Origin of the sequence: Xanthobacter sp. 91 (assembly GCF_000702385.1) — a bacterium.
GTDB classification, from domain to species: domain Bacteria; phylum Pseudomonadota; class Alphaproteobacteria; order Rhizobiales; family Xanthobacteraceae; genus Xanthobacter; species Xanthobacter aminoxidans.
In genome coordinates this window covers 2,283,502-2,309,315 of the sequence record NZ_JNIB01000001.1, presented here as the reverse complement: position 1 = coordinate 2,309,315, position 25,814 = coordinate 2,283,502, and the positions used below count along the sequence as shown (strand labels likewise).

The 25,814-nt window shown below is 71.4% G+C and carries 17 protein-coding genes and 1 pseudogene; 9 read left to right on the top strand and 9 right to left on the bottom strand.

Going from position 1 to position 25,814, the window contains the following annotated elements; all coding sequences use genetic code 11:
- Window positions 1-68: 68 nt before the first annotated feature.
- From addA to A37E_RS27185, 8 genes are all read right to left on the bottom strand, one after another.
- Window positions 69-3,584 (bottom strand): double-strand break repair helicase AddA, encoded by a 3,516-nt coding sequence (addA, locus tag A37E_RS0110885; RefSeq protein WP_029556613.1) that lies wholly within the window; start codon window positions 3,582-3,584, stop codon window positions 69-71.
- Window positions 3,581-6,628, bottom strand: coding sequence for a double-strand break repair protein AddB (gene addB, locus A37E_RS0110880; protein ID WP_029556612.1), 3,048 nt, complete (start codon window positions 6,626-6,628; stop codon window positions 3,581-3,583). The genes addA and addB overlap by 4 nt, the downstream gene beginning before the upstream one ends.
- Window positions 6,629-6,661: 33 nt before the next feature.
- The gene (locus tag A37E_RS0110875) at window positions 6,662-7,363 is read right to left on the bottom strand and encodes a nucleotidyltransferase family protein (protein WP_029556611.1); all 702 of its coding nucleotides are present in this window, start codon (window positions 7,361-7,363) and stop codon (window positions 6,662-6,664) included.
- Between the two features lie 62 nt (window positions 7,364-7,425).
- Window positions 7,426-8,997 (bottom strand): tRNA (adenosine(37)-N6)-threonylcarbamoyltransferase complex ATPase subunit type 1 TsaE, encoded by a 1,572-nt coding sequence (gene tsaE, locus A37E_RS0110870; RefSeq protein WP_038192879.1) that lies wholly within the window; start codon window positions 8,995-8,997, stop codon window positions 7,426-7,428.
- Window positions 8,994-11,513 carry a PAS domain-containing sensor histidine kinase gene (locus tag A37E_RS0110865; RefSeq protein WP_051678943.1) on the bottom strand — a complete coding sequence of 840 codons (2,520 nt, stop codon included), beginning with the start codon at window positions 11,511-11,513 and terminating at the stop codon, window positions 8,994-8,996. Before A37E_RS0110865 ends, tsaE begins: the two co-directional genes overlap by 4 nt.
- Window positions 11,514-11,657: 144 nt before the next feature.
- A complete protein-coding gene (locus tag A37E_RS0110860) occupies window positions 11,658-12,092 on the bottom strand; it encodes a VOC family protein (protein ID WP_029556608.1) in 435 nt (144 codons plus the stop codon).
- 14 nt (window positions 12,093-12,106) lie between these two features.
- Entirely contained in the window at window positions 12,107-13,090 is a 984-nt protein-coding gene (locus tag A37E_RS0110855; RefSeq protein WP_029556607.1) for a tyrosine recombinase XerC, read from the bottom strand.
- Window positions 13,091-13,173: 83 nt separating this feature from the next.
- On the bottom strand, window positions 13,174-13,395 hold the full coding sequence (locus A37E_RS27185) for a hypothetical protein (RefSeq protein ID WP_197023084.1): 222 nt from the start codon (window positions 13,393-13,395) through the stop codon (window positions 13,174-13,176).
- 21 nt (window positions 13,396-13,416) lie between these two features.
- Here A37E_RS27185 and A37E_RS0110850 point away from each other — a divergent pair.
- The 8 genes and pseudogenes from A37E_RS0110850 to nuoB all read left to right on the top strand — a co-directional run.
- A pseudogene (locus tag A37E_RS0110850) lies at window positions 13,417-13,968 on the top strand (PadR family transcriptional regulator); the annotation flags it as partial.
- A gap of 145 nt (window positions 13,969-14,113) precedes the next feature.
- Window positions 14,114-14,383 (top strand): helix-turn-helix domain-containing protein, encoded by a 270-nt coding sequence (locus A37E_RS0110845; RefSeq protein WP_024276957.1) that lies wholly within the window; start codon window positions 14,114-14,116, stop codon window positions 14,381-14,383.
- Window position 14,384: 1 nt separating this feature from the next.
- Window positions 14,385-16,406, top strand: coding sequence for a hydrogenase 4 subunit B (gene hyfB / locus A37E_RS0110840; RefSeq protein WP_029556605.1), 2,022 nt, complete (start codon window positions 14,385-14,387; stop codon window positions 16,404-16,406).
- Window positions 16,397-17,365 (top strand): NADH-quinone oxidoreductase subunit H, encoded by a 969-nt coding sequence (locus A37E_RS0110835; protein WP_029556604.1) that lies wholly within the window; start codon window positions 16,397-16,399, stop codon window positions 17,363-17,365. The genes hyfB and A37E_RS0110835 overlap by 10 nt, the downstream gene beginning before the upstream one ends.
- A complete protein-coding gene (locus tag A37E_RS0110830) occupies window positions 17,365-18,090 on the top strand; it encodes a hydrogenase-4 component E (protein WP_156026286.1) in 726 nt (241 codons plus the stop codon). Before A37E_RS0110835 ends, A37E_RS0110830 begins: the two co-directional genes overlap by 1 nt.
- A complete protein-coding gene (locus A37E_RS0110825) occupies window positions 18,087-19,544 on the top strand; it encodes a hydrogenase 4 subunit F (protein ID WP_029556602.1) in 1,458 nt (485 codons plus the stop codon). The genes A37E_RS0110830 and A37E_RS0110825 overlap by 4 nt, the downstream gene beginning before the upstream one ends.
- A 69-nt stretch (window positions 19,545-19,613) precedes the next feature.
- Entirely contained in the window at window positions 19,614-21,056 is a 1,443-nt protein-coding gene (locus A37E_RS0110820; protein ID WP_245279444.1) for a nickel-dependent hydrogenase large subunit, read from the top strand.
- A 67-nt stretch (window positions 21,057-21,123) separates the two neighbouring features.
- On the top strand, window positions 21,124-21,636 hold the full coding sequence (gene nuoB, locus A37E_RS0110815; RefSeq protein ID WP_029556600.1) for an NADH-quinone oxidoreductase subunit NuoB: 513 nt from the start codon (window positions 21,124-21,126) through the stop codon (window positions 21,634-21,636).
- A 431-nt stretch (window positions 21,637-22,067) separates the two neighbouring features.
- Here nuoB and adh read toward each other — a convergent pair whose 3' ends face one another.
- Window positions 22,068-23,588, bottom strand: coding sequence for an aldehyde dehydrogenase (gene adh, locus A37E_RS0110810; RefSeq protein ID WP_029556599.1), 1,521 nt, complete (start codon window positions 23,586-23,588; stop codon window positions 22,068-22,070).
- 274 nt (window positions 23,589-23,862) lie between these two features.
- On the opposite strand from adh, the gene A37E_RS0110805 reads away from it, so the two are divergent.
- Complete coding sequence (locus A37E_RS0110805; RefSeq protein ID WP_051678942.1) at window positions 23,863-25,800, top strand: sigma-54-dependent Fis family transcriptional regulator; 1,938 nt, start codon at window positions 23,863-23,865, stop codon at window positions 25,798-25,800.
- Window positions 25,801-25,814 lie beyond the last annotated feature (14 nt).

Genomic DNA, 25,814 nt, shown 5'->3' with positions numbered 1-25,814 from the left:
GAACGGGGAGAACCACTGGATGTTGGGGGAGAACGTAGGTAGCCCCTCCCCTCCCCGTCAAGGCGGCTTCACGCGCCCTTGACGCCGTGGGAGGCGAAAGGCGGGGACGGAACACCAAGCTTCGTCAGCGCCGCGGCGAGCCGGGAGGGAATGAGCGGCACCACAAGCGGCCCCGCCGTATAGATCAGGCGCGCTTCCACCGGCCGCCCGCCGAACGCCTGCGACAGAATAGCGCCATAGACCGCCAGCTGGGAAACATAGCTTTCGCCGGCCTCAGCGGGGTCCGAAGGCGGTACCCGGTCCGTCTTGAAGTCGGCCACGAGGATGCGGTCGGGCAACACCACCAGCCGGTCGATGCGGCCGTTGACGGCGAACACCTCCCCGCCTCCGCCCGTGATGCGCCCGATCACCGGCACCTCCGCCCGGCTCCCGGCGCCGAACAGCTCCGCGAGGGGCGCATGGCCGAGCACGCCGAGCGCCTCGGCGAGAATCGCCCGGTGCGCCGCCTCGTCCACCCCGTCCGCCGCGTGGCGCAGCAGGCGCAGGCCCGCCGCCTCCCGCTCAGCCGCCGCCACCTCCGGCAGGCCGGCCAGAAGCCGGTGAACGAGATCGCCGCGCAGGAGGGGAGACAGCGCACTCTCGGGCAGCGGCGCGGGCACCGCCGGCCGCTCGGGCCGGGGGTCCGTTCCGTCGAGGCCGGAGGGACGCAGACGGCGCAAGGCGGGTTCGGGCGGCGGGGGATTGGGGAACGAAAGCGCCTCCCCCTCTTCGACCATTGCCGCCACCGCAGCACCACCGCCCGCCACCTTCAACCCCGGCCCCCTGCGCCAGCGCAGCACCTCACCCTCGAAGCCCAGCGCCGGGCCCGCGTCGGCGTCCGGCTCCAGCGCCGCGCGGGCGAGGTCGTACCAGCAGCCCTCGGGCCGGGCGTGGGGCTTGTCCTTGGCCGGCGCGCGGGTCTCGGCGCCGCAGATGACGAGCGCGTCCTCGGCGCGGGTCAGCGCCACGTAGAACAGCCGGCGATATTCCTCCAGCTCGCGGGCGGCGGCGGCGGCGCGGGCGGTGGCGAGCACCTCCGGGTCTTCCGCCTTGCGCGGCGCCAGCACCGGCACCCCCGCACCGGGCAAGGTGAGCAGGCCACCGGCGATGCGCGGGCGCGGCATGTCCACCGTGTCGGCGAGGATGACGAGGGGGGCCTCCAGCCCTTTCGCGCCATGGGCGGTCATCACCCGCACCTCGTCGCGCCCGCTCTCCATATCGCGCTTGGTCTCGGCCCCGCCGCGCCGGAGAAACGCGAGGAAGCCGGCGAGGCTGGCGGGCTCCGCGCCCTCATAGGTGCGGGCCAACGCCATGAACTCGTCCAGCACGTCCGCCGCCTCGGGGCCGAGCCGCGCCAGCATGGCCCGCCGTCCGCCGTCGCGGCCGAGCACGCGGCCGTAGAAATCGAACGGCCGCAGCCCCTCCGCCTCGCCCTTCCAGCCGGCAAGTCGCGCGGCGGCGGCGCGGTGGCGCGGATCGTCTGACGTGGAGAGGACGGAGGCCAGCGTGCCCTTGCGCTGGGGGCACAGGGCCATGAGATCGTCGTCGGTGAAGCCGAACAGCGGGCTTTTCAGCACGGCCGCGAACGAGAGATCGTCGTGCGGCGAGAGCAACGCGTCGCCCAGCGCCATCAAATCGAGGGCGGCGATGTGCTCCGGCACCACGAGCCGGTCGGCGCCGGCCACCTGCACGCGCGGATCCTTCAGTTCCTTCAGCGCGCGGATGACGGCCTCGAACACCCGCCCGCGCCGGCGCACCAGCACCAGCACGTCGCCGGCCCGCATGGGCCGCCCGTCGCGGGAGGGGATGGCAAGGCCCTGCGCGATGCCCGCCTGGATGAAGCTCGCGATGCGCGCGGCGAGCCGGCTGACGGGATCGTCGGTGGGCACCTCGTCCAGCGGCCGGCGCCAGTTGTCCGGCTCGGGATGGGGCTCGGGAACGGTGGTGGGCCAGATCTCCACCAAGGCCGGCGCATCGGCGCGGATGGCGGCGTGGACGGGGCCCACCCCATCGAGCGTCAGCCCCGCATGGGCGACCTCGCTCTTGAAGATGGCATCCACCGCCTCCAGCACGCCCGGCGCGGAGCGGAAGGAATGGGGCAGTTCCACCCGGCGGAAGCCCTTCGCCCCCACCTTGCGCTCGAAGGTGGCGCGCATGGCGCCGAACGCGCGCGGATCCGCGCCCTGGAAGGAGAAGATGGACTGCTTCTCGTCGCCCACCACGAAAATGGTGCGGGTCACGCCCGCCCGCGCGCCCTCGCCGGAAAAGAAGTCGGAGGCGAGGCCCTCCACCACCTTCCACTGCTCGGGGCTCGTATCCTGCGCCTCGTCCACAAGGATGTGGTCGATGCCCTGATCGAGCTTGAACTGCACGAAGGTCGGCTGCTCGGCGAGCAGGGCCGCGGCCTTGGTGATGAGGTCGTCGAAATCGAGCAGGCCCCGCGCCGCCTTCGCGGTCTCGTAGGCCTGGCAGGCCGCCGCGCCGAGGGTGAGGGCCGCGCCGGTGCGCTCCAGCGTCCAGGCCGCCTTGAGGCGATCGTCGAGGCCGGCGAGGCGATCGCGCTCGGCGGTGAAACGGGCGAGCAGGTCCGGCTCGCCCGTGCCCATGCCCTTGGTGAGCAGGTTCTTGTCGGAGCGCGGGCCGTCCGAGCCGAAGAACACGCCGCGATAGGCCACGAGCGCGGAGGCGTCGTCTTCTGCCGCAGCGGCGGCCGCAAGGTCGTCGGCGCGCTTGCGGTCGGTGGCCTTGTCGGAGGTGGCGAGCGTCGCCGCGACGCTCGCCCATTCGGAGCGGGGCAGATGCGGGCTCGCCAGCATCTCGCCTTCCACGTCTGCCACGGTCAGCCCCGCCGGCAGCCCCAGCGCCCGCGCCACGGCGGCGCGGCGGGCGGCGGGCGTGTCGCCCAGAGGCAGGATGCGGGCGCGCAGGGCCACCGCGGCCTCGATGAGGCCGGTGAGGCCGCTGTCTGACATCTCCTCCGTGAGCCGGGCCAGCGCCTCGCCGGCCGGGGATGCGGGAGCAAGGCTCGCGGCGACTACGAGGTCAGCGCGGATGCGCGCCATCAGCTCGCGGCGGGCCACCTCGTCCAGCTCGCGGAAGCCGGCCGCCACGTCCGCCTCGAACGGGAAGCGATGCAGAAGGCCGCCGCAGAAGGCGTGGATGGTCTGGATCTTCAGCCCGCCCGGCGTCTCCAGCGCCGCCGCGAACAGCCGGCGGGCGCGGGCGCGCAGAGCTTCATCCGGTGCCTCGCCCACCGTCTCGGCGATGGCGGCATCGAGCGCGGCGTCGTCCATACGCGCCCAGCGGCTGAGAATGGCGAGCACGCGGTTGGCCATGTTGGCCGCCGCCGCCTTGGTATAGGTGAGGCACAGGATGCGCCCCGGCGGCGTGCCGGCGAGCAGCAGCCGGATGACGCGGCGGGCGAGCACATGGGTCTTGCCCGAGCCGGCGTTGGCCGAGACCCAGGCGGAAACGGCGGGGTGCGAAGCCTCCGACTGGCGGCGGGTGGCCTCGGACTTGGCGCTGCTCTCGAGGCTCGCGCTCATTCGCTTTCCTCCCCGGCCAGCGCCCATTCGCGCACGCGGGCGAGGTGGTCATAGTCGCCATAGCGGCCGGACCATTGCGGCGCGGCGAGCGAGCGATAGCCCTGCGCCACATTCTCGAACGCCTTGAGCAGGCTTTCGAGGCCGGCGAGGGCATCCTCGGCGAGATCGTGGGTGGAGCGGTCCTTCACCTTCACCGGCTTTTCCGCGCCGCCGTCGGCCCCGCCCTTCAGCTCCACATAGGTGAGTTCCTCCACCGGCGCCCCGGGCACCCCCTCGAAGCCGCCCCGCCGGGCCATGGCCGCTTCCAGCGGCAATTGCGGGGAGAGGGAGGCGGCCTGCTTGGCGCTCGGCGCGGTGCCGGTCTTGTAGTCGATGATGGCGAGCGTCCCGTCGCGCTTGATCTCGATGCGGTCGGCGCGGCCGGTGAGGCGGAAGGTGGAGGCCGCGAGCGGGATTTCGAGGCTCCCCTTCGTCTCGGCGACGATGCGGTCGAGATGCGCCCGCCGCTCGCGCTCGAAGGCGACGAGGAAGGCCGCCGCCCGCTCGAACCGCGCCCACCACAAAGCATGTTCGGCCGGGAAGGCCTTCAGCGGCGCGAAGGCGCGGGCGCCCTCCGCGATCAGCCGCGCCAGCGCGTCGGGCGGCAGGTCGTCGGGGAAGGCGGTGGTGAAACGGCCCACGGCCTCGTGCAGCGCCATCCCCCGCTCCGCGCCGCCCGGAGGGGCGTCGAGGTCATCCAGCGGGGAGAGGCCGAGCACGTGCCGGGCATAGATGGAATAGGGATCGCGCAGGAAGGTCTCGATCTCCGTCACCGAGAGCCGGCGCGGGCGCAGCTCCAGCGGCGGGGCGGGCGCGGGCCGGGTCGCACGGGGCACGGCGGGCGCCTCGTCCAGCCTTCTGGCGGCGCGGACGAAGCGGGCGCCGCGCGCGCGGGCGGCGTTCCACTCGGCCTCGCCGGCCACGGTCTTCAGCCGCTGCACGAAGCGCGAGGGCACGCTCTGGGTGCCGCCGACCTTGGCGGCGAAGCTCAGCACCAGCTCGCGCGCGCCGAAGCCTTGCGCGAAATCGTGGGCGGAAAGGCCGATGCGCCGCTCCGGCAGGTCCAGCCCCAATTGCGCCCGCATGGGGCGGCTGAGCCAGGGGTCGGTCTCGGGAATGGTGGGCCAGGAGCCCTCCACCAGACCGCCCAGCACCATCCGGTCCACATGGACGAGGCGCGCCTCCAACGGGCCGAGGATGCGGATGCGGGCATGGGGCTCGGCGCGGGGGCGGACCATGGTGTCGGAGAAGAGCGCGCCCGCCGCATCGGCATAGGAGGCGAGGTCGAGGGCCGGGCCGTCGCCGGCCGCGCTCTTCAGCGTGTCGAAGGTGCGGGCGAGGGCCGCCTCCGCCGCATCCTCGGCCTCGGGATCGAGCCGGCCGGCGGCGGCCTCCACCGCGGCGCGATGGGCGGCGACGAGTTCATCGAGGGGAACGGCGCCGTGCCGGTCGCCCAGCGCCAGCAGCGGGCCGAGCGCGCCCTCCAGCCGCCGCACCAGATCGCGCGCGGCGGCGATGGCCGCGCCGTCGATGCGGCTGCGCGGATCGGAGCGGCGGTAGCCTTCCGGATCATGCGCATCCAGCGCGGCGAAGAGACCCGTGATGCCGGCGGCGGGACGCGGGCCACGCAGGGCGGCCAGCTCCAGTGCCGCGACTGCGTGAGCCTTCGCCTCCGCATCGAGGCCGAAGCCCGCCAAGGGATGGGTGAGGAGGGCGAACAACGGCACCGGCGCCAGCCCTTCCGCCGCCGCCGTCACCAACAATCCGGCGAGGCGGCCGGCGGGGGCGTCGGCCAGCGGCGTTCCGGCGGAATCGTCCAGCGCCACGCCGAAGCGCGCCATCTCCGCCGCGACGCGCCGGGCGAGATCGCGATCCGGGGTGACAAGGGCCGCCGTCTCGCCCGGCCGCTCCAGGCTGTCGCGCAGCAGGAGGGCGACGGCCAACGCCTCGGCGCGGGGATCGTCCGCCTCCACCACGCTGATGCCGGCCATGGCGGCGGCAAGGTCATCCGCCGGCAGGCGCGCGGGCAGCGTCGCCCAGAGGTCGGTCATCTCGGCCTGCCGCAGCGCCTCGCCCATCAGCCGCTCACGGCCGAAGGGAGCCGGCGGCGCCAGCGGGATCACCTCCCCTCGCTCTACACCGAGCGTGCCGAGAAGGCGGGCGAGGCCGTATTGCGGATGGTCCGGCGCGCCGAGCACGGGATCGGCGAGGCGGTCGAAGGAGGGCGCGTCGAGATCGAGGTCCAGCCCCGGCAGCACCACGGCGCCATGGGGCAGGCTGGCGATGGCCTTCAGGAGGCGCGCGGTGGCCGGCATGGAGCCGGTGGAGCCGGCGGCGATCACCGGCCCGGCGGCCGTGCCGAGCGTGGTGAGGCGGCACGCCTCCGCATCCACCAGCGCATCGCGGCGGGCGGCGGGCTCCACCAGCCCCTCCTCCGCGAGATAGGCGGAGAAGGCGCGCCGGGCGATGCGGACGAAATCCAGCCCCACCTTGAAATAGCGGTCCAGCTCGTCGGGCACGAGCCCGTCCATCCGCTCGACGCCGAGGCCGGCGGTGGTGAGATCGTCGAACAGGGAGCCCAGCGCATCGGCGAGGGCGAAGGTGGAGGCCGTGCCGGCGGCGACAGCCTCCCGCTCCACCGCCTTGGACAGCGTATCGCGCCAGTGCGCCACGAGCCGCGCCAGCACGAGCCGGCGATGCACCGGGGCGATGGCGTGGGGCGCGGCCAGCACCGGGGCATCCTCGGAGAAGGCGAGCGCGTCCTCGTCCACGTCGCCCAGGGGCACGATGCGCGGCAGCAGCAGCGCCGTTCCGCCCGACGCCTCCAGCAGCGCCTCGGCGAACAGCCGCCCGGCGCGGCGGGTGGGCAGAAAGACGGTGGCACCGGCCAGCGCGAGCGGATCGTGACGCGGCGCGAAGCCCGCCACCAGCGTGCCGTCGAGCAGGGCGCGCGCGAGCACCGGCAGGAAGGGCGCGGAGGGCGGAATGGTCAGCACGCGCGGCACGGCTTCACTCCTCGTCCCGCCAGAGGGAGACCCTCAATCGCTCGACCGCTCGATGGCCTCCTCGGCCAGGGCGATGGCGTCGGGCGTGCCCACATGCATCCAGATGCCGTCGAGCCGCAAGCCGAACAGCCGCTCCGCCGCCGCCGCGCGGTCGAACACGCGGTTGAGCGAGAAGGCGCCTTCCGGCGTGCCCTCGAACAGCTCCGGCTTCAGGATGGCGGCGCCGGCATAGACGAAGGGGGCGATGGTGCGCTCGCCCCGGCGCTCCAGCCGGCCGAGCTTGTCCATCTGGAAATCACCCAGGCCGTCATAGCCGATGGAATGGGCTGCGGAGGCGAGCAGCAGCAGCGCATCCATCCGCTCGGGATCGAACTGCTCCATGAGCCGCACGAGGTTCGGCCGCGCGCCCTCGATCCAGATCGTGTCGGAATTGATGGCGAGGAAGGGCGTGTCGCCGATCAGCGGCAGCGCCTTGCGCACGCCGCCGCCGGTCTCGAGCAGCAGGCCGCGCTCGTCGGAGACGAGGATGTCGGGTGCGCCCGCGCGGGCCTTGAGGTGCGCCTCCAGCAGATCGGCATGGTGGTGCACATTGACGATGGCGCGGGGAATGCCGGCGGCGGCCACGCGGTCAAGCACATGGTCCACCAGTGCGCGACCGTCCACCTCCACCAGCGGCTTGGGGCGGGTGTCGGTGAGGGGGCGCATCCGCGTGCCGAGGCCGGCAGCGAGCACCATGGCGGTATCAACCCGGACGGATCCGGCGGCGGGCGCGTCAAGCAGCGTGTCGGGGGCAGCGGTCACGCGGAGAGGTCCTTCGATGGCAGCACCGCCTCATACCACATGCGCAGCGATCCCAGCTCCTCATGGGCGAGGCAGCGGGCGAGATAGCGCCGGATGCGCGGCAGGTGCCGGAGATAATGCGGCTTGCCGTCGCGATCGTTGAGGCGGGTAAAGATGCCGAGGATCTTGCTGGCCCGCTGGGCGCCCATCAGCGCGTAGGTGCGGGCGAAGCCGCGGGGATCGAAGGTGGGGTCCGCCTCGCGGCGCATCGCCACGTAGCGGCGCACGAGTTCGAGCTCCAGCTCCTCCGGTACGTCCACGCGCGCATCCTGCGCCAGCGACACCACGTCGTAGGCCGCCGGCCCCATCACCGCGTCCTGGAAGTCGATGAGGCCGATGCGGCGCAGCCCCTCCCGCTGGGGCAGCCAGATGAGGTTGGGGGAGTGGTAGTCGCGCAGCACCCAGGTGGGCGGCTCGGCCATGGCCGGGTTGAGCGCGCTGCGCCACAGCAGGCGGAATTCCTCGCGCACCACCCCGTCGAGCCGGATGCCGCGGGACGGCAGGTACCAGTCCAGCATCAGGTCGATTTCGGTGAGCATGGCGGCGACGTCGTAGGACGGCAGCGCCCGCTCCACCCGGGGCGCGATGTTCAAAGTGCGCGGCAGCGGCCGGCTGTGCAGGGTGGCGAGCACTTCCACCGCGAGGCGATAGCGCTCCGGCACCGGGGCGGGCGGGGTGCCGGCCACCACGAATTCCGGGCCGAGGTCTTCCAGCACGAGGATGCCGGCTTCCAGATCCGCCGAATAGATCAGCGGCGCGGACAGGCCCTGCGCCAGCAGCGCCCGGTCCATGGCGACGAACGGCTTCACGTCCTCCGCCAGATGCACGAGCTGGCTGTAGGGCAGGCCGCGCTTCAGCGGCGGTCCGTCCGGCTGGCGCGGCGCGTTCATGACGATGGCGGAGCGATCGCCCAGCACGAGGCGGCTGTAGGAGCGGGCGGAGGCGTCGCCCTGCAGGAAGCGGTGCGCCGCCTCGGCAAAGCCACTCTGCTCGATGAGCGACTGGGCGATCATCAGCCGGTCGAGCCGCGCCCCGAACTTGCCATAGCCGGTGACGATGGCGATGCGCGCCTCCGGGCCGAGATCGGCCGCGTCCCGCGTGCCGGCGGCAAGATAGAGCGCCACATCGAGGCGGTCGGCCGGCAGGCGCTCCTCGGCGCGCTCGGGCCATTCCACCATGAGGAGCGCGTTCTCGCGCATCTCGTCCCAGCCGAGCTCGTCCAGCTCGTCCGGCTCCTGGATGCGGTAGAGGTCGGCGTGCACCACCCGGCCGCGGGGAAAGTCGTAGGTGATGAGGATCGGGAAGGTGGGGCTCGGCACGTCCACGGCGGGATCGTCGGCGAAGGCGCGGATGAGCGCGCGGGCCAGCTCCGTCTTGCCGGCGCCGAGGTCGCCGGTGAGGGTGATGGTGTCCTTGCCCCCGAACCAGCTGGCGATGAGCGAAGCGAGACGGCTGGTGGCGGCGAGGTCCTTCAGCACCACGCGGCAGGCCACCGGCTGACCTTCAAGGCGTTCCAGCACGATGCTCATTCGGCAGCCTCCCGCCGGCGCTCGCCTTCGAGCGGGAAGATGCAGGTGGCGAGGGTGCCGCGCGTCGCGGACGCCGGCCCCACCGTGACCGAGCCGCCATGCAGGCTCACGAACGAGCGCACGATGGCAAGGCCGAGGCCCACCCCGCGATGGCGCGGGCCGGCGCTGCGGCTCTCGAAGCGATCGAACAGCGTCTCCTTCACCTCCGCCGGCACGCCCGGCCCCTCGTCGCGCACGGTGAACACCAGCGCCCCGTCGCGCCGCGCGGCGCCGAGCGTCACGGTGGCGCCCTCGGGCGAGACGGCGATGGCGTTGGACAGGAGATTGAACAGGATCTGCCGCAGCCGCCGCGCATCGGCGACGAAGACGCCGGCGGCGGGATCGATGTTCACGGCGAGGGAAAGCCGCGCCTCGTCCACGCTGTCGCGCACCGCCTCGGCGACCGAGAGCACCAGCTCGCGCACGTCCACCTCGGCGAGGTCCAGCTCCATGGCGCCGGCATCGATGGTGGCGAGGTCGAGGATGTCGTCGATGAGGGCGCGCAGCAGGTCCGAGGACTGGCGCATGTGGTCGAGATAGTCGCGCTGGCGGTCGTTGAGCGGGCCGGCCAGGCCCTCGCGCAGCATGTCGGCATAGCCCATCAGGGTATTGAGGGGCGTGCGCAGGTGATAGGAGACGTGGCCGACGAAGGCGTTCTTCAGCTTGTCCGCCGCCTCCAGCGCCTCGGCGCGCTCGGTCAGCGCCCGCTCCACCTTCACGCTGTCGGTGACATCGCGGAACGTCACCATGGTGCCGCCGTCCGGCAGCGGCTGGGTGGCGCCGTCGAGCACGCGGCCGTCCGGCCGCTCGATGCGCAGCGTCATGACCTCGCGCGGGCCGATGGCCGTCACCGCCTGGCGGATGCGGGAGAAGGCGGCCGTCTCGCCATAGAGCGGACGGCACATGGCGGCCACTGCGTCCACATGGGGCTTGTCGCCCATGGCCTGGGCATCGAGGGACCAGAGCGCGAGGAAGGCCTGATTGTAGAGATTGAGCCGCCCGTCGGCGCCGAACACCGCCACCGCCTCGGCGAGCCCGTCCAGCGTCTCGCCCTGGATGCGGATGAGGCTGTTGTAGCGGCTCTCCAGCGCCAGATGTTCGGACAAATCGTCGAACAGATAGGTGATGCCGCCCTCGGCATTGGGCGTGATGACCACGCGCAGCATCTGCCCGCCGGGCAGGTGCCACCAGTCGTTCACCGGCTCGATGGCGCGATAGGCCTCGCGCAATTGCGCCCGCCACGCGCGGAAATCCGCCTGCTCGGGCACCTTGCGGCGGCGGCGCAGGTCTTCGAGGATTTCGTTTTCCGGCGGGCGCTGGTCGAGGAGACCGGGGGCGAGGTCGAACAGGCGCTCGTAGGCCGCATTGTGGAACACGAGGCGCTCGTCGGCGCCGAAGATGGCCACGGCGGTGGTGAGCTGGTCCAGCGTGCGCTGGTGGGCGGCGACCGTGCGGGCGGTCTCGGCCTTCGCCACATCCTCGCCGGTCACGTCGATGGCGATGCCGGCGGTGCCGAAGGGGCCGGCCACCTCCACCACGTCCATCTGCCGCCGCTGGCCACTCGCCACCGCCTTCACCCGCTGGCGGAAGGTGCCGGCTGCCCCCTCTGCGGTGAGCGCGGCGCTGCGGATGCGGGTGTCGAGCAGATCGAGGCCGGCGGCGCGCGCCTCGGCGGCCGAAGGCGCCCCCACCGCGGTGGCGAAGGCGGGATTCACATAGACCAGCGTGCCATCCGGCCGGCGCAGCCAGGCCGGCGCCGCGGCGGCATCGAGGGCGGCGGCGAGGCCATGGGCCATCCGCTCCGCCTCGGCGAAATCGACGGCATCGGCTTTTGCGGCGGTATCCACGGCATCGGCCGGACGCAGGAGCAGCACGCCCGCGCCGCCGAGGCTATGGCCTTCCAGCCGCGCGGGACCGGCCGGGGTGTCCACCAGCTGAGAAACGGTGCCGTCTTCCCGGCGCAACTGCTCCAGCGCGCGGTCGAGGGCTGCGGAGGCGGCGCCGAGGCTGGCGCGGAAAGCTTCCGGCGTCGCGCCGTGCACATCCACCGGCAGGGTGCGACCGCTCCAGGTCATAAAAGCGGGCGCGCCGGCGGTGAGGAGGGAGCGCGCGGCATGGGCTTCCGCCCGGGCCCGGGCGGCGGCGGCGCCGGCATCGCGGGCCTCGGCCTCGGCCTTGTCCATGCGCGCGCCGAGATCGGCGGCCACCCGGCGGGACCTCAGGGCCACGAGGCCGACGACGGCGCAGGCGGACAGAGCGATGACCGGCCACAGCGCTTCGGCCGCGCCCATGGCGATGCTCCAGCCGTCGGCGGAGGCCGGGGTGCCGGCAAGAGCGGTGGTGGCGAGGAGAAAGGAGCCGAACAGCGCGGTCCGGGTGCCGACGCAGAAATTCGCGCATCCCCTCGCCGGGGCCGGCCCCAGCCTGCGCCCGCGCGCCGGACGCCGCGCGCCGCTCCTCCGGATGCGCTCCGCCATTCGCCCCGGTGTCCTTCCCCTGCCCTGCGGCTGCCGCAGCCTCTCTGCGGCGCGCCGCGAATCACTTGCGAAGGATAACGGAGCGTTTACCAGCATTGAAAGGGCAGACCGCCGCCGGCCCACAGCCGGCAAACCAGCGCAGCCCTACACGTAGGCGACGGCCTCGATGCGCCAGCCGTCCGGGTCCATGAGGAATGAGGCGTAATAGCCGGGGCCGTACTGGTGCCGCAGACCCGGCGCGCCGTAGTCCGTTCCGCCGGTGGCGAGGCCCGCCGCGTGGAAAGCCTCCACCGCCGCCCGGTCCGCCGCGCAGAAGGCGATATGGGTGCCCGGCGGCGGCGTCACCGGCCCTTCGCGCAACTGCACCCAGAAGGGCGCGGCGCCCGGCACGCCCTCCGGTGCCGGCAGGGTACCCGGCGGCCCCCAGCAGGCGGAAGCGCCCTCCGGCTCGTCATAGTCGGCCACCCGCACGAGGCCGAGGGGCGCCAGCACCGCATCGTAGAAGCGCACCGCGCGGGCAAGGTCCACGGTGGTGACGGAGAGATGCTCGATGACGGGGCGGACGGGCGTGAACGTCATGCTTCAGCTCCTGCTTACGCCCGCGCCCTCGGATGGGCAGCGCGCCAGGCGTTCATGAGGGCGGCGGCATCGACCTGCGTATAGATCTGCGTGGTGGAGAGCGAGGCGTGGCCGAGCAGTTCCTGGATCGCCCTGAGATCACCGCCCCGCGAGAGGAGGTGAGTGGCGAAGGAATGGCGCAAGGCGTGGGGCGTCGCGCTGTCGGGAAGGCCCAGCGCGCCGCGCATCCGCTCCACCGCCAATTGCACGATGCGCGGCGAGAGCGGCCCACCCCGCGCCCCCCGGAATAGCGGCTTGTCCGGCGCCAGAGGATAAGGACAGAGACCGCGATAGGCATCCACCGCCGCGAGCACCGGCGCGATCAACGGCACCATGCGCGTCTTGTTGCCCTTCCCCGTCACCGTGATCTGCGTCGTGCCGGGCGACATCATCCCCGCCGAGAGGCCCAGCGCCTCCGAGATGCGCAGGCCCGCCCCGTAGAGCAGGGCGATCACTGCCGCGTCGCGCGCCAGCACCCACGCCTCGCGTGCCTCGCCGGCACGGGTGTCGGGATCAGCCAGCGCGCGGGCGGCGGCGACGGAGATGGGCTTGGGCAGGCCCTTCGGCACCTTGGGCGCGCGCACCGCCGTGAGCGCGCCGACCTTGCCCTGCCCTTCCCGCTCCAGATGCCGGCCGAAGGAGCGTGCGGCGGCGAGCAGGCGCACCAACGTGCGCGGCGCCACGCCCTCGGCGCGGCGGGAGGCGAGCACGGCCCGCACGTCCGCCGGTGTCAGCGCGGCGAGATCGGGAAGCGTCGGGCGCTTGCCGAGATGGTCGGTGAGCCTGACGAGCACCACCGAAAGATCGCGCGCATAGGCCTCCAGCGTCTTGGCCGAGAGCCGCCGCTCGTGGGCAAGGCGCGCCAGCCAGCCCTCGACGGCGACCGCCACATCCGGCGCGGCGGCACTGGCGAGGCCGTGGGCGGCGCGGGCGGCGCGATCCTGATCTGACATGGCCATTGAGGAAGACTCCGGCGATCGGGCCGATCCTGCAAGCGCGGGCCTTCAGAAAGGCTGAACGGATTTTTCGGAGGAGCCTCTTGTCATCCAGATATATCGAACGATATAACCATCGTCGCTATATCTAACGACATATCTAAGGAGACTTCCGAATGTTCGGATGCAAACGAGACTGGCGGGACGCCCGCCGTGGCCGCGGCTTTGGCGGCGAAATGGGCGGCGACTTTGGTGGACGCGCGTTCGGCGAGCATGAGTTCGCGGGGCGCGGCGGCCACGGCCATGGTCCAGGCGAGTTCGGCGGCCATCGCGGCGGCGGCGGACCTGGGGGACCTGGCGGACGCGGTGGGCGCGGTGGGCGCGGGGGCGGCGACATGTTCCGCATCGGCCGCATGCTGGCCCAAGGCGACCTCAAGCTTCTGGCCCTGTCGCTCATCGCCGAGCAGCCGCGCCACGGCTACGAGATCATCAAGCTGATCGAGGAGAAGACCGCCGGTTGGTATTCGCCGAGCCCGGGCGTGGTCTATCCCACCCTCACCTTCCTGGAAGAGGCGGGCTATGTCACCGCCGAGGCGGACGGCTCGAAGAAGCGCTACGCCATCACCGAGGAGGGCAAGGCCTACCTCGCCGAGAACCGCGACTTCGCCGACGCCATCATCGGCCGGCTGTCCGAGATCGGCCTCAAGATGGGTCGCGTGAAGAAGTGGATGGGCTGGAGCGAGAGCGGCCCGAGCCACGGCGCCGAGCTGCCCCGCCTGGTGGAAGCCGCGCTGGAAAACCTGCGCGATGTTTCCCGCGAGAAGCTGGAGCAGAACCGGGGTGCCGAGACGCGGATCGTCGAGATCCTCGCCCGCGTGGCCAACGACATCCGCGAGGCGTGAGCCCTGCGGCGCGCGGCGGGCGCACGAACGCGCCCGCCGTCGGCTGCGACTATATGATGTTTTAAACATCACTAATAATGCTTGATCGCTTAATAGACCGGGTGTAAGCAGCACAAATCACGCTAAACGCCTGCCGTCAGCGATCATGATCACAGCTGCCCAGCTCCGTGCCGCCCGCGCCATCCTCGGCCTCGACCAGCGCGCCCTTGCCGGCCTGTGCGGCCTCTCGCTCCCCACCATCCAGCGCATGGAAGCCAGCGACGGCGTGATCCGCGGCAACGTGGATTCGCTGATGAAGCTGGTGGGGGCGCTGGATGCCGCCGGCGTCGATCTCATCGGCGAAGGCGTGGTGAGCGACAGCGGCGGACGCGGCGTGCGCCTCAAGACGCCGGCCCCCCGGCCATCGGGGGACTGAGATGGCTCTCGCTCCCACAATCCAGCTTCTCGCCGCCCTTTCCGCGGTGGCCGCGCTGCTCGTGCTGGCGGTGGCCGGTGCCGTGCTCGCGCGCGGACCTCTCGGACGCCCCGTGGTCTATGGCGGCGCGCTGGCAGTGACGCTCCTTGCCGCCGTCTCGGCCCTCACCGCCATCCCGGCGCCCACGGGCGGGCTGGTGCTGCCGCTGGGCATTCCGTGGATCGGCGCCAATCTCCGGCTTGATGCGCTCTCCGCCGTCTTCCTCGTCGTGGTGAACCTCGGCGGAGCGGCGGCGAGCCTCTACGGCCTCGGCTACGGCCGGCATGACCATGCGCCCGAGCGGGTGCTGCCCTTCTTCCCCGCCTTCCTCGCCGGCATGAACCTGGTGCCGCTGGCGGCGGACGCCTACACCTTCCTGCTGGCGTGGGAATTCATGTCGCTCGCCTCCTGGGCGCTGGTGATCTCCCACGACAAGGAGGCCGGCAATGTGCAGGCGGGCCTCGTCTATATCCTCATGGCCTCGTTCGGCACGCTGGCGCTGATGCTGGCCTTCGGCCTGCTGGCGGCGGGCGGCGGGGGCTTCACTTTCGAAGCCATGCGCGCCGCGCCGCCCACCGGCTGGGCCGGGGCAATCGTGCTGGTGCTCGCGCTGCTCGGCGCCGGCTCCAAGGCCGGCCTCGTGCCGCTGCACGTCTGGCTGCCGCTGGCACACCCCGCCGCGCCGAGCCACGTCTCCGCGCTCATGAGCGGGGTGATGACGAAGGTGGCCGTCTACGGCTTCATCCGCATCGTGTTCGATCTCGCCGGCCCGCCGGACTGGTGGTGGGGCATTCCGGTGATCGTCGCGGGCGCCATTGCCGGCGTCGTCGGCGTGCTGCAGGCGCTGCTGCAGAGCGATACCAAGCGCGTGCTGGCCTTCTCCACCATCGAGAACATCGGCCTCATCTTCGTGGGCCTCGGCCTTGCCCTCGCCTTCAAGGCCTCGGGCTTCGGCGGGGCGGCGGCGCTGGCCTTCACCGCGGCGCTGTTCCACGTGTTCAACCACGCGGCCATGAAGAGCCTCTTGTTCTTCGGCGCCGGCGCGGTGCTCACCGCCACCGGGTCGCGGGTGATGGACCGCCTCGGCGGGCTCATCCATCGCATGCCCGTGACATCGGTGGTCATGCTGATCGGTGCCGCCGCCATCTCGGCTTTGCCGCCGCTGAACGGCTTCGCCTCCGAATGGCTGGTGTTCCAGGCGATCCTGCTCAGCCCCGAACTGCCGGCCTGGGGGCTGAAGCTCTCGGTGCCGGCGGCGGGCGCCCTGCTGGCGCTGGCGGCGGCGCTGGCGGCGGCCTGCTTCGTGCGGCTCTACGGCATCGTCTTCCTCGGCCGGCCGCGCAGCGAACAGGCAGCGAACGCCCATGAGGTGGACGCCTTCTCCCGCGCGGCGATGATCGCGCTCGCCGCGATCTGCGTCGCCGCCGGCCTGTTTCCCGGCCTCGTCATCGACGCGCTCCAGCCGGCGGTGACGGCGCTCATCGGCGTGAAGATGCCGGCGCAGAGCGAAGTGGCGTGGCTCTCCATCGTGCCGGTGGCGGAAAGCCGCTCGTCCTATAACGGCCTCCTCGTCTTCCTCTTCATTGCCTCCTCGGCGCTGCTCACCGCCTTCATCATCCACCGCCTCGCCACCGGCGCGGTGCGCCGCGCGCCGCCGTGGGACTGCGGCTTTCCCAATGCCGATCCGGTGACGCAATATTCCGCCGGCTCCTTCGCCCAGCCCATCCGCCGGGTGTTCGCCCGCACCCTGTTCGCCGCCCGCGAACGGGTGGAGATGCCGCCGCCCGGCTCGCTCGCCCCGGCGCGCATCGAGATCACCGCCCGCGATCCCGCCTGGGCCTTCCTGTTCCTGCCCCTGGCGGGGCTGGTGGAACGCATCGCGACGCGGGCCAACCGCCTGCAATATCTCACCATCCGCCAGTATCTGGCGCTGGTGTTCGGCGCCCTCGTCCTCCTGCTGCTGGTGCTGGCGCTATGGACCTGATGGCGAACCTCCAGATCGCGAACCTTCTGGTGCAGGGCACCCAGATGCTGCTGGTGCTGGCCTTGGCGCCGCTGCTCACCGGCCTCGTGCGCAAGGTGAAGGCGCGCCTGACACGGCGGCGCGGCGCCTCCGTGTTCCAGCCCTATCGCGACCTCGCGCGGCTCCTGAACAAGGAGGCGGTGCTGGCCCACAACGCCTCCTGGCTGTTCCGCGCCGTGCCCTACCTTCTCTTCGCGGCAACCTGGGTGGCGGCGGCTCTGGTGCCCACCTTCGGCACCGGGCTGATCTTCTCCTGGTCGGCCGACCTCATCGTGATTACCGCGCTGCTCGGCTCGGCCCGCTTCTTCCTCGCGCTGGCGGGGATGGATGTGGGCACCAGCTTCGGCGGCATCGGATCGAGCCGGGAGGTGATGATCTCGTCGCTGGCCGAGCCGGCGATGATTATGATCGTCTTCTCCCTCGCCCTCGTCGCCCATTCCACCCAGCTCTCCACCATCGCCTCGGTGATGGTCGCGGGCGTCGGCCTGCGCGTGTCGCTGGCGCTGGCGCTGGTTGCATTGGCCATCGTCGCGGTGGCGGAGAACGGGCGCATCCCGGTGGACAATCCCGCCACCCATCTGGAGCTGACCATGGTGCACGAGGCCATGGTGCTGGAATATTCCGGCCGCCACCTCGCGCTCATCGAGCTGGCCGCGCAGCTGAAGCTGCTGCTCTTCATCTCCCTCGTCGCCTGCGTGTTCGTGCCGTGGGGGCTGGCGCCGGCCGGCGCCGGGGCGGGCACGCTGGTGCTGGGCATGGCGAGCTATGGCGCAAAGCTCGCGGCGGGCGCGGTGCTGCTCGCGGTGTTCGAGACGTCGATTGCCAAGATGCGGGTGTTCCGCGTGCCGGACTTCCTCGGCGCCGCGCTCATGCTGGGACTGCTCGGCACCCTGCTCCTCTTCGTGTCGAGGATCCTGTGATGGACCGCACGCTGGAAATCGCGCACGGAACGCCGCTGGACGCCGCCCTCTCGGCGAGCCTCGTGTTCGACGTGGCCCACCTGTTCGCCGGCGCGCTGGTGCTCATCAGCTTCCTGATGCTCTATCAGGATCGGCTCTATGCCCTCCTGAAGGTGTTCGCGCTGCAGGCGGTGGTGCTCTCCCTCTCCGTGGGCTGGCAGGCGCTGGCGCAGGATGCGCCGCACCTTTATGTCACCGCCGCCATCGCCCTCGTCTTCAAGGCGGTGGTGATCCCGCTGGCGCTGGCGCGGATGGTCGCCCGCCTCGGCATCCACCGGCAGGTGGAAACGGTGGTCTCCATCGGCCCCACCATGCTGGCCGGTATCGCTCTTGTGGCGCTCTCCCTCGTCGTCATGCTGAAGGCCACCGCCGCGGTGGGCGGAGCCGCCGACGCGCTGGCGCGGGAGGACCTCGCCTTCGCCCTCTCGGTGGTGCTGCTGGGCCTCCTGATGATGGTGACGCGGCGCAACGCCGTCAGCCAGGTCATCGGCTTCATGTCGCTGGAGAACGGACTCATCCTCGCCGCCACCGGCGCCAAGGGGATGCCGCTGGTGGTGGAGATTTCCGTCGCCTTCTCGGTGCTCATCGCCCTCATCGTCATCGGCATCTTCCTGTTCCGCATCCGTGAGCGGTTCGACACTGTGGACGTGGACGCCCTCGACCGCTTCCGGGGAGGGCGCGCATGAGCTTCCTGTCCGGCCTCCTCGTAGATCCCGCCCCGCTGCTGGTGGCCGTGCCGGCGGCGAGCGCGGTGCTGCTGGCGCTGATGCCGTCCTATCGCGTGGGCGCGCTGGTCAACGTCGCCGCCTGCGGCCTCACCTTCGCGCTGGCGCTGCTGCTGTTCGGCGCGCCGCGGATCGCGGGGCCGTTCCTCATCGTGGACGACCTCAACATCGTCTTCGTGGTGCTGAACACCTTCGTCGCCTTCACCACCGCATGGTTTTCCGCCGGCTACATCGCCCATGAGCTGGAGACGGGGCGGCTGACGCCGCTCAACCTGCGCTTCTACCACGCCATGTATCAGGTGCTGCTCGGCGCCATGACGCTGGCGCTGCTCTCCAACAATCTCGGCGTCATGTGGGTGGCCATCGAGGTGGCGACGCTCACCACCGTGCTCATGGTCGGCCTCTACCGCACCGAGGCGGCCATCGAGGCGGCGTGGAAATATTTCATGCTCGGCTCGGTGGGCATCGCGCTCGCCTTGTTCGGCACCATCCTCGTCTACATGGTGGCGCAGCCGGTGGTGGGCGAAGGCGCGGACGGGATGATCTGGAGCGTGCTGATGAAGCACGCCCATAATTTCGATCCGGCGCTGCTCAACGTCGCCTTCGTCTTCCTGCTGCTCGGCTACGGCACCAAGGTGGGCCTCGCGCCCCTCCATGCCTGGCTGCCGGATGCGCATTCCGAAGGCCCCACCCCCATCTCGGCGGTGCTGTCGGGCTTGCTGCTCAACGTGGCGCTGTTCGCGGTGCTGCGCTTCAAGTCGCTGCTCGCCGCCCATCCCGGCACGCTGGCGCCGGGGCCGCTGATGATGGCCATGGGCCTCGGCTCCCTGCTGCTCGCCGGCTTCATGCTGTACCGGCGGCGCGACATCAAACGCCTGTTCGCCTATTCCTCCATCGAGCACATGGGCATCATCGCCTTCGCCTTCGGGCTCGGCGGGCCGCTGGCGAATTTCGCCGGGCTGCTGCACATGACCATGCACAGCCTCACCAAGTCCGCCATCTTCTTCGCCGTGGGCCATGCCTGCCAGGTGAAGGGCACGCAGGAACTGGCGCAGATCCGCGGCCTCACCACCTCGCACCCGCTGCTCGGCTGGAGCCTCGTGGCAGGTGTCGTCGCCATCGCCGGCCTGCCGCCGGCCGGCGTGTTCATGAGCGAGTTCCTCGTGGTGACGAGCGCCTTCGCCGCCCGGCCGTGGCTGGCGCTGATCCTCGTCCTGGGCCTGCTCATCGCCTTCGGGGCGCTGATGATGAAGCTCTCCGCCATCGCCTTTGGTGAGCCGAGCCCGGGCACCGATCCGGTCAAGGCCAGCTTCGTGCCCATGGGCGTGCACCTCGCCCTCGTCTTCGCCGCCGGGCTTTATCTGCCGCCAGAACTGGTCGCGTGGTTCCGCCACGTGGCCGCGGTGCTGGGCTAGGAGGGCGGCGTGGTCAACCTCTCCGATCTCTTCGCCCGCAACGGCACCATCTGCCGCCCCTGGCCGCGCGTGAGCGTGAACGAGGCGGAATGGACCGGCCTCTGCGCGGAACTCGCTGCGGGCCGGCTCACCCTTTCCGCTCTGTTCGGGGATAGCGGCGCCGTCCACATGGCGCTGCTGGAGGAGGGAACCGGCCGCCTCGCCCTCGCCACCCTCCCCTGCCCCACCGGCTCTTTCCCTTCCGTGGCGCGGCACCATCCCCCCGCCGCGCGGCTGGAGCGGACCATCCGCGACCTGTTCGGCCTGACGCCCGTGGGCGCGCCCGATCTGCGCCCGTGGCTGGACCATGCCCGCTGGGGCGTGCGGGTGCCGCTCGGCGCCGCCCTCCCCGATGCGGGCGCGGGCGAGGCCTATCCCATTCTGCCGGTGGAGGGTGAAGGGCTGCACCAGATCCCGGTCGGCCCGGTCCATGCCGGCATCATCGAGCCCGGCCATTTCCGCTTCTCCGCCTATGGCGAGACGGTGGTGCGGCTGGAGGAGCGCCTCGGCTACGTCCACAAGGGCATGGAAGGCCTGATGGCCGGCCGCGTGCCGGAGGAGGCCGCCCGCATCGCCGGCCGCCATTCGGGCGATGCCACAGTGGCCTACGCGCTCGCCTTCTGCCGCGCGGTGGAAGCCGCGCGCGGCGTCGCCGTACCGGAGCGCGCCCAAGCGTTGCGCGGGCTGATGGCGGAGCTGGAACGCCTCGCCAACCATCTCGGCGACATCGGCGCCGTCTGCAACGACGCCGCCTTCGCGATCATGCTCGCCCATTGCGGCGTGCTGCGCGAACGCGTGCTGCGCGCCTCCGCCCGCGCCTTCGGCCACCGGCTGATGATGGACCGCGTGGTGCCCGGCGGCGTCGCGCAGGACATTCCGGCGGAGGCCATTGCGGGCGTGAAGGCCATGGTGGCCGAGGTGCGCCGCGCCTTCCCCGCCCTCGTCCGCCTCTATGACGAGACCGCCTCGCTGCAGGACCGCACGGTGAGCACCGGCTTCACCAAGCCGGACTATGTGCGCCAGTTCGGCGCCGGCGGGTTCGTCGGCCGCGCCTCGGGCCGCGGCTTCGATGCGCGCCGCGCTCTGCCCTATCCGCCCTACGACCGCCTGCCGTTCGAGGTGCCGGTGCGCTCGGATGGCGACGTGAACGCCCGCGTGTGGGTGCGCATCCGCGAGGTGGAGGAAAGCCTCGGCCTCATCATCCGCCTCATCGATACGCTGCCCAAGGGCGACATCATCGTCCCCGTACCGACGGGCGGCGGCGAGGGCGTGGCGCTGGTGGAGAGCTTCCGGGGCGATGTCTTCGCCTTCGTGGCGCTGGAGAGCGACGGGCGCGTGCGCCGCGCGCACCTGCGCGATCCCTCCTGGTTCCAGTGGCCGCTGCTGGAGACCGCCATCGAGGGCAACATCGTCGCCGACTTCCCCCTCTGCAACAAATCCTTCAACTGCTCCTATTCGGGGGTGGACCTCTAAAAGCGTTTTCAAGCGAAGTGGATTCCGGTTCGCTTGAAGAAAACGCGTAAACGCAAGAAGTGAAACGATGCGGAAGCTTCTGCTTCAGGGCCTCCTCAAGGCCCCGCTCACCGAAAAAGGCCCCGACGACGCGGCGGTGGAAGCGCTGGCCCGCGAGCTGGATGCCGCCGCCCGCGCGCGGCTCGGCCGCAGCCTCTCCATCCGCGAGGTGGATGCCGGCTCGTGCAACGGCTGCGAGCTGGAAATCCACGCGCTGGGCAACGCCTTCTACGATCTCGACCGCTTCGGCATCCGCTTCGTCGCCTCGCCCCGCCATGCGGACGTGCTGCTGGTGACGGGTCCCGTGGCGAAGAACATGGCCGAGGCGCTGAAGCGCACCTATGACGCCACGCCCGGCCCGAAATGGGTGGTGGCGGCCGGCGACTGCGCCATCAATGGCGGCGTCTTCGCGGGCAGCTATGCGGTGACGGACGGCGCTGCCGCCATCATCCCGGTGGATCTGAAAATCCCCGGCTGCCCGCCGACGCCGGTGGACCTGCTGACGGGGCTGCTGGCGCTGCTCAAGGCGGGGAAGAGATAGGAGCCGGATCGTCCTGCGGTCTCGCGCGCGCCCTCGCATCCCGGCCGACTGCAACGGAGCGCAGCGGAGTGGAAGGAGAGCCGGGATCCAGCGCAAGGGACCGCCGAAGGCGCTTCGCTGTCCAGCCACCGGCAAGGCATTGCCCGCTGCGCGGTTTTCTCCTGGACCCCGGATCGGCGCTCCGGCTGCGCCGTCGCTGGTCCGGGGAGGCCCCAACCACCGACGCCGCAGACCCGGGGGAAACGGGTCTGCGGTCGAAGCGCATGGCTGTCGGCCCTCCGTATTTTTTCTTTACTCACGCACACAAAGGAAAAGCCGGGGATGGCCGCTTTTTGAGGCCACCGCGCGCGCCGATGGGACGGTGAAACAAACGCGCGCGGGGCCACGGCCACCCCCGGTGAAGCCCCGGGAGGGGGCAGTCGGTTCGCCGATCAGAAGAAGCCGAGCTTCTTGGGCGAATAGCTGACCAGCAGGTTCTTGGTCTGCTGGTAGTGGTCGAGCATCATCTTGTGGGTCTCGCGGCCGATGCCGGACTGCTTGTAGCCGCCGAAGGCCGCGTGGGCCGGGTAGGCGTGGTAGCAGTTGGTCCACACGCGGCCCGCCTCGATCTCCCGGCCGACGCGGTAGGCGCGCGAGCCGTCGCGGGTCCACACGCCGGCGCCGAGGCCGAAGAGGGTGTCGTTGGCGATGTGCAGCGCCTCTTCCTCGTCCTTGAAGGTGGTGACGGAGACCACCGGGCCGAAGATCTCTTCCTGGAAGATGCGCATGTTGTTGGTGCCGAGGAAGACGGTGGGCTTCACGTAGAAGCCGTCCGCAAGATCGCCGTCGAGCATGTTGCGCTCGCCGCCGGCCAGCACCTGGGCCCCCTCGGCCTTGCCGATGTCGATGTAGGACAGGATCTTGTGCATCTGCTCGGACGACGCCTGCGCGCCGAGCATGGTCGCGGGATCGAGGGGCGAGCCCTGCTTGATGGCGGCGACGCGGGCGAGCGCCTTCTCCATGAACCTGTCGAACATGCTCTCCTGCACCAGCGCGCGGCTGGGGCAGGTGCAGACCTCGCCCTGGTTGAGGGCGAACATGACGAAGCCCTCCACCGCCTTGTCGAGGAAGTCGTCGTCGTGGGCCGCCACGTCCTCGAAGAAGATGTTGGGCGACTTGCCGCCCAGCTCCAGCGTCACCGGAATGAGGTTCTGGCTGGCATAGCCCATGATGAGGCGGCCGGTGCCGGTCTCGCCGGTGAAGGCGATCTTGGCGATGCGGGTGGAGGCGGCGAGCGGCTTGCCGGCCTCGAGGCCGAAGCCGTTGACGATGTTGAGCACGCCCGGCGGCAGCAGGTCGCCGATGAGTTCGGCCACCAGAAGGATGCTGGCGGGGGTCTGCTCGGCCGGCTTCAGCACCACGCAATTGCCGGCCGCCAGCGCGGGCGCCAGCTTCCACACCGCCATCAGGATGGGGAAGTTCCACGGGATGATCTGCCCGACCACGCCGAGGGGCTCGTGATAATGATAGGCGACGGTGTCGTGGTCGATCTCGGAGAGCGCGCCTTCCTGCGCCCGCACGCAGGCGGCGAAATAGCGGAAATGGTCGATGGCCAGCGGGATGTCGGCGGCCATGGTCTCGCGGATCGGCTTGCCGTTGTCCCAGGTCTCGGCGCGGGCGATCAGCTCGAGATTGGCCTCCATGCGGTCGGCGATCTTGTTGAGCACCAGGGCGCGGTCGGCGGCGGAGGTGCGGCCCCAGGCCTTCTTGGCGGCGTGGGCAGCGTCCAGCGCGCGCTCGATGTCATGCTCGTCAGAGCGGGCGACCTCGCAGATCACCTTGCCGGTGATGGGGGAGGTATTCTCGAAATAGCGGCCGTTCACCGGCTCGACGAAGGCGCCGCCGATGAAGTTGCCATAGCGGGCCTTGAAGGGCGAGGTGTGAGTGCTCGACAGAAAGGCTGGGCTGTTCATTGTTTCCTCCCATTGGTGGTGCCGGAGGATTTGCAGCGGCCGTGCCAGTTCTCGAAGGTGCACCGCACGCCTTTATTTGCAGTGCGGGAAGATGCTGCGAAAACTTGATTTTGTCCGCGCCAGGAGGACCTACGCAGAACCCCGACTTTACGGCCGGCGAATAGTCGTGCGAGACTGTCGCGCATAAGAACAAGGTGTCGCGACACCTGTCGCAAAATGCGACAGTCGCCGCGGGAAACGTCGCGCTAGGGAAGCGAAACGAGCCGAGGGACGAATGCCTGCGCCATTTCCGCCCCTCTCGCCGGTGCCGCCACCGGACGAGCTGCTCACCGCCCGCCGCCGGTTCTTTTCCGGCGCGCCCGGGGCGGAGCAAGCGCTCGCCCTTCCCATCATCCGCTCCTGGACCCGCTGTGCCGAGCGCGGCCTGCCCGTGGGCGGCCGGCTGAAGGCCGAGCCGCTGACGCAGGGCGAACTCTCCGTCCGCCGCGAGCGGTATGAGGCGCTGCGCCGTCGCTGCCGGCCGGAGCTGGAGGCGCTGCACCTCAGCGCCAGCGCCGCGGGCGGCATCGTCATCCTCACCGATCCCACCGGCCTCGTGCTCGACACCGTGGGCAGCGCCGATTTCGCCGATCGCGCGGCGCAGGTGGCGCTGCGGCCCGGCGTGAGCTGGAGCGAGGCGGACAGCGGCACCAACGCCATCGGCACGGCGCTGATCGAGCGGCGCGGCATCGAGGTGCGCGGCGCCGAGCATTATGCCGAGCCGCACGGCATCCTCACCTGCGCCGCCGCGCCCATCCATGATCCGTTCGGCGAGCTGGTGGGCCTGCTCGACCTCTCCGGCCCCTCCGCCGTGCCGCATCTCCATGCGCTGGCGCTGGTGGAGCTGGCGGTGGGGCAGGTGGAGCACCGCCTGTTCGAGGGCGCCTTCCCCGGCCGGGACGTGGTGCGCTTCCACGCCGACCCCTCCTTCCTCGGCACTGCGCGCGAGGGCGTGCTGGTGTTCGAGGACCACCGCCTCGTCGCCGCCAACCGCCCCGGCCTCGCTCTGCTCGGCCTCGGCTGGGATGCCCTGGGCGCGCGGCGCTTCTCCGAACTGTTCGAGGGCAGCCTCGGCCGTCCCGGCGACGCCCGCCGCGCCCGCACGCCCAACGGCGCCGTCATGCTGCGGCTGGAGCGGCAGTCGCCGGCCCCGGTGCGGGCCGCCCCGGCGCCCGTCGCCGCGCCGGCTCCCACCGTAGCCCCCGCCGGCCCCAGCTTCGATGCGGAGACCGAGCAGGCGCTGGGCCGGGCCATTCGCCTGATGAATGCCGGCGTGCCCGTGCTCATCCAGGGCGAGACCGGCTCCGGCAAGGAGGTGTTCGCCCGCCAGATCCACGCCCGCGGCCCGCGCGCGGCCGGCACTTTCGCGGCGGTGAACTGCGCCGCCCTGCCGGAAGGGCTCATCGAATCCGAACTGTTCGGCTATGAGGACGGCGCCTTCACCGGTGCCCGCCGCGCCGGCTTCAAGGGCCTGTTCCGCGAGGCGGACGGCGGCGTGCTGTTCCTCGACGAGATCGGCGACATGCCCCTCGGCCTCCAGAGCCGCCTGTTGCGCGTGCTGCAGGAGCGGGAAGTGACCCCGCTGGGCGGCGGCAAGGCGGTGAAGGTGGATTTCGCCCTCGTCTGCGCCTCCCACCGCGATCTGAAAATGCTAGTGGAGCACGGCAGCTTCCGCGCCGATCTCTATTTCCGCATCGCCCAATACACCGTCACGCTGCCGCCTTTGCGCAGCCTCGCGGACCGGGAAGCGCTGGTGGAGCGCCTGTGGCGCGAGATGGCCGGCCCCGGCCCGGATGCGCCGCGTCTCTCGCCGGATTGCCGCGAGGTGCTGGCGCGCCATACGTGGCCGGGCAATTTCCGCCAGCTCACCGGCGTGCTCAAGGTGCTCCTCGCCCTCGCCGAGCCGGGCGAAACGGTGGGGCCGGAGGCGCTGCCCGCCGACGTCCGCGCAAGCGATCTGCGCAGTCCCGCGCAACCCCCCGCCGCATCAATGCTCCCTGCCTCTCAGGCGGCCGATCCGGCGTCCGGCCTGCCCGGCGATCTCGGCAGCGTCACCCGCGCCGCCATGGATGCCGCCCTGAAGGAATGCGACGGCAACATCTCCCGCGCCGCCCGCCGCCTCGGCATCCACCGCTCCACGCTCCACCGCCACCTCGCCTCACGCGGGCATTGAGCGGCGCGGGCGGG

Bases quoted from the DNA above. Each gene is read 5' to 3' on its own strand.
- addA (WP_029556613.1), bottom strand. From the start codon at position 3,584: ATGAGCGCGAGCCTCGAGAGCAGCGCCAAGTCCGAGGCCACCCGCCGC.
- A37E_RS0110875 (WP_029556611.1), bottom strand. From the start codon at position 7,363: ATGGTGCTCGCTGCCGGCCTCGGCACGCGGATGCGCCCCCTCACCGAC.
- tsaE (WP_038192879.1), bottom strand. From the start codon at position 8,997: ATGAGCATCGTGCTGGAACGCCTTGAAGGTCAGCCGGTGGCCTGCCGC.
- A37E_RS0110865 (WP_051678943.1), bottom strand. From the start codon at position 11,513: ATGGCGGAGCGCATCCGGAGGAGCGGCGCGCGGCGTCCGGCGCGCGGG.
- A37E_RS0110860 (WP_029556608.1), bottom strand. From the start codon at position 12,092: ATGACGTTCACGCCCGTCCGCCCCGTCATCGAGCATCTCTCCGTCACC.
- A37E_RS0110855 (WP_029556607.1), bottom strand. From the start codon at position 13,090: ATGGCCATGTCAGATCAGGATCGCGCCGCCCGCGCCGCCCACGGCCTC.
- A37E_RS27185 (WP_197023084.1), bottom strand. From the start codon at position 13,395: ATGGCCGCCGAACTCGCCTGGACCATGGCCGTGGCCGCCGCGCCCCGC.
- A37E_RS0110845 (WP_024276957.1), top strand. From the start codon at position 14,114: ATGATCACAGCTGCCCAGCTCCGTGCCGCCCGCGCCATCCTCGGCCTC.
- hyfB (WP_029556605.1), top strand. From the start codon at position 14,385: ATGGCTCTCGCTCCCACAATCCAGCTTCTCGCCGCCCTTTCCGCGGTG.
- A37E_RS0110835 (WP_029556604.1), top strand. From the start codon at position 16,397: ATGGACCTGATGGCGAACCTCCAGATCGCGAACCTTCTGGTGCAGGGC.
- A37E_RS0110830 (WP_156026286.1), top strand. From the start codon at position 17,365: ATGGACCGCACGCTGGAAATCGCGCACGGAACGCCGCTGGACGCCGCC.
- A37E_RS0110825 (WP_029556602.1), top strand. From the start codon at position 18,087: ATGAGCTTCCTGTCCGGCCTCCTCGTAGATCCCGCCCCGCTGCTGGTG.
- nuoB (WP_029556600.1), top strand. From the start codon at position 21,124: ATGCGGAAGCTTCTGCTTCAGGGCCTCCTCAAGGCCCCGCTCACCGAA.
- adh (WP_029556599.1), bottom strand. From the start codon at position 23,588: ATGAACAGCCCAGCCTTTCTGTCGAGCACTCACACCTCGCCCTTCAAG.
- A37E_RS0110805 (WP_051678942.1), top strand. From the start codon at position 23,863: ATGCCTGCGCCATTTCCGCCCCTCTCGCCGGTGCCGCCACCGGACGAG.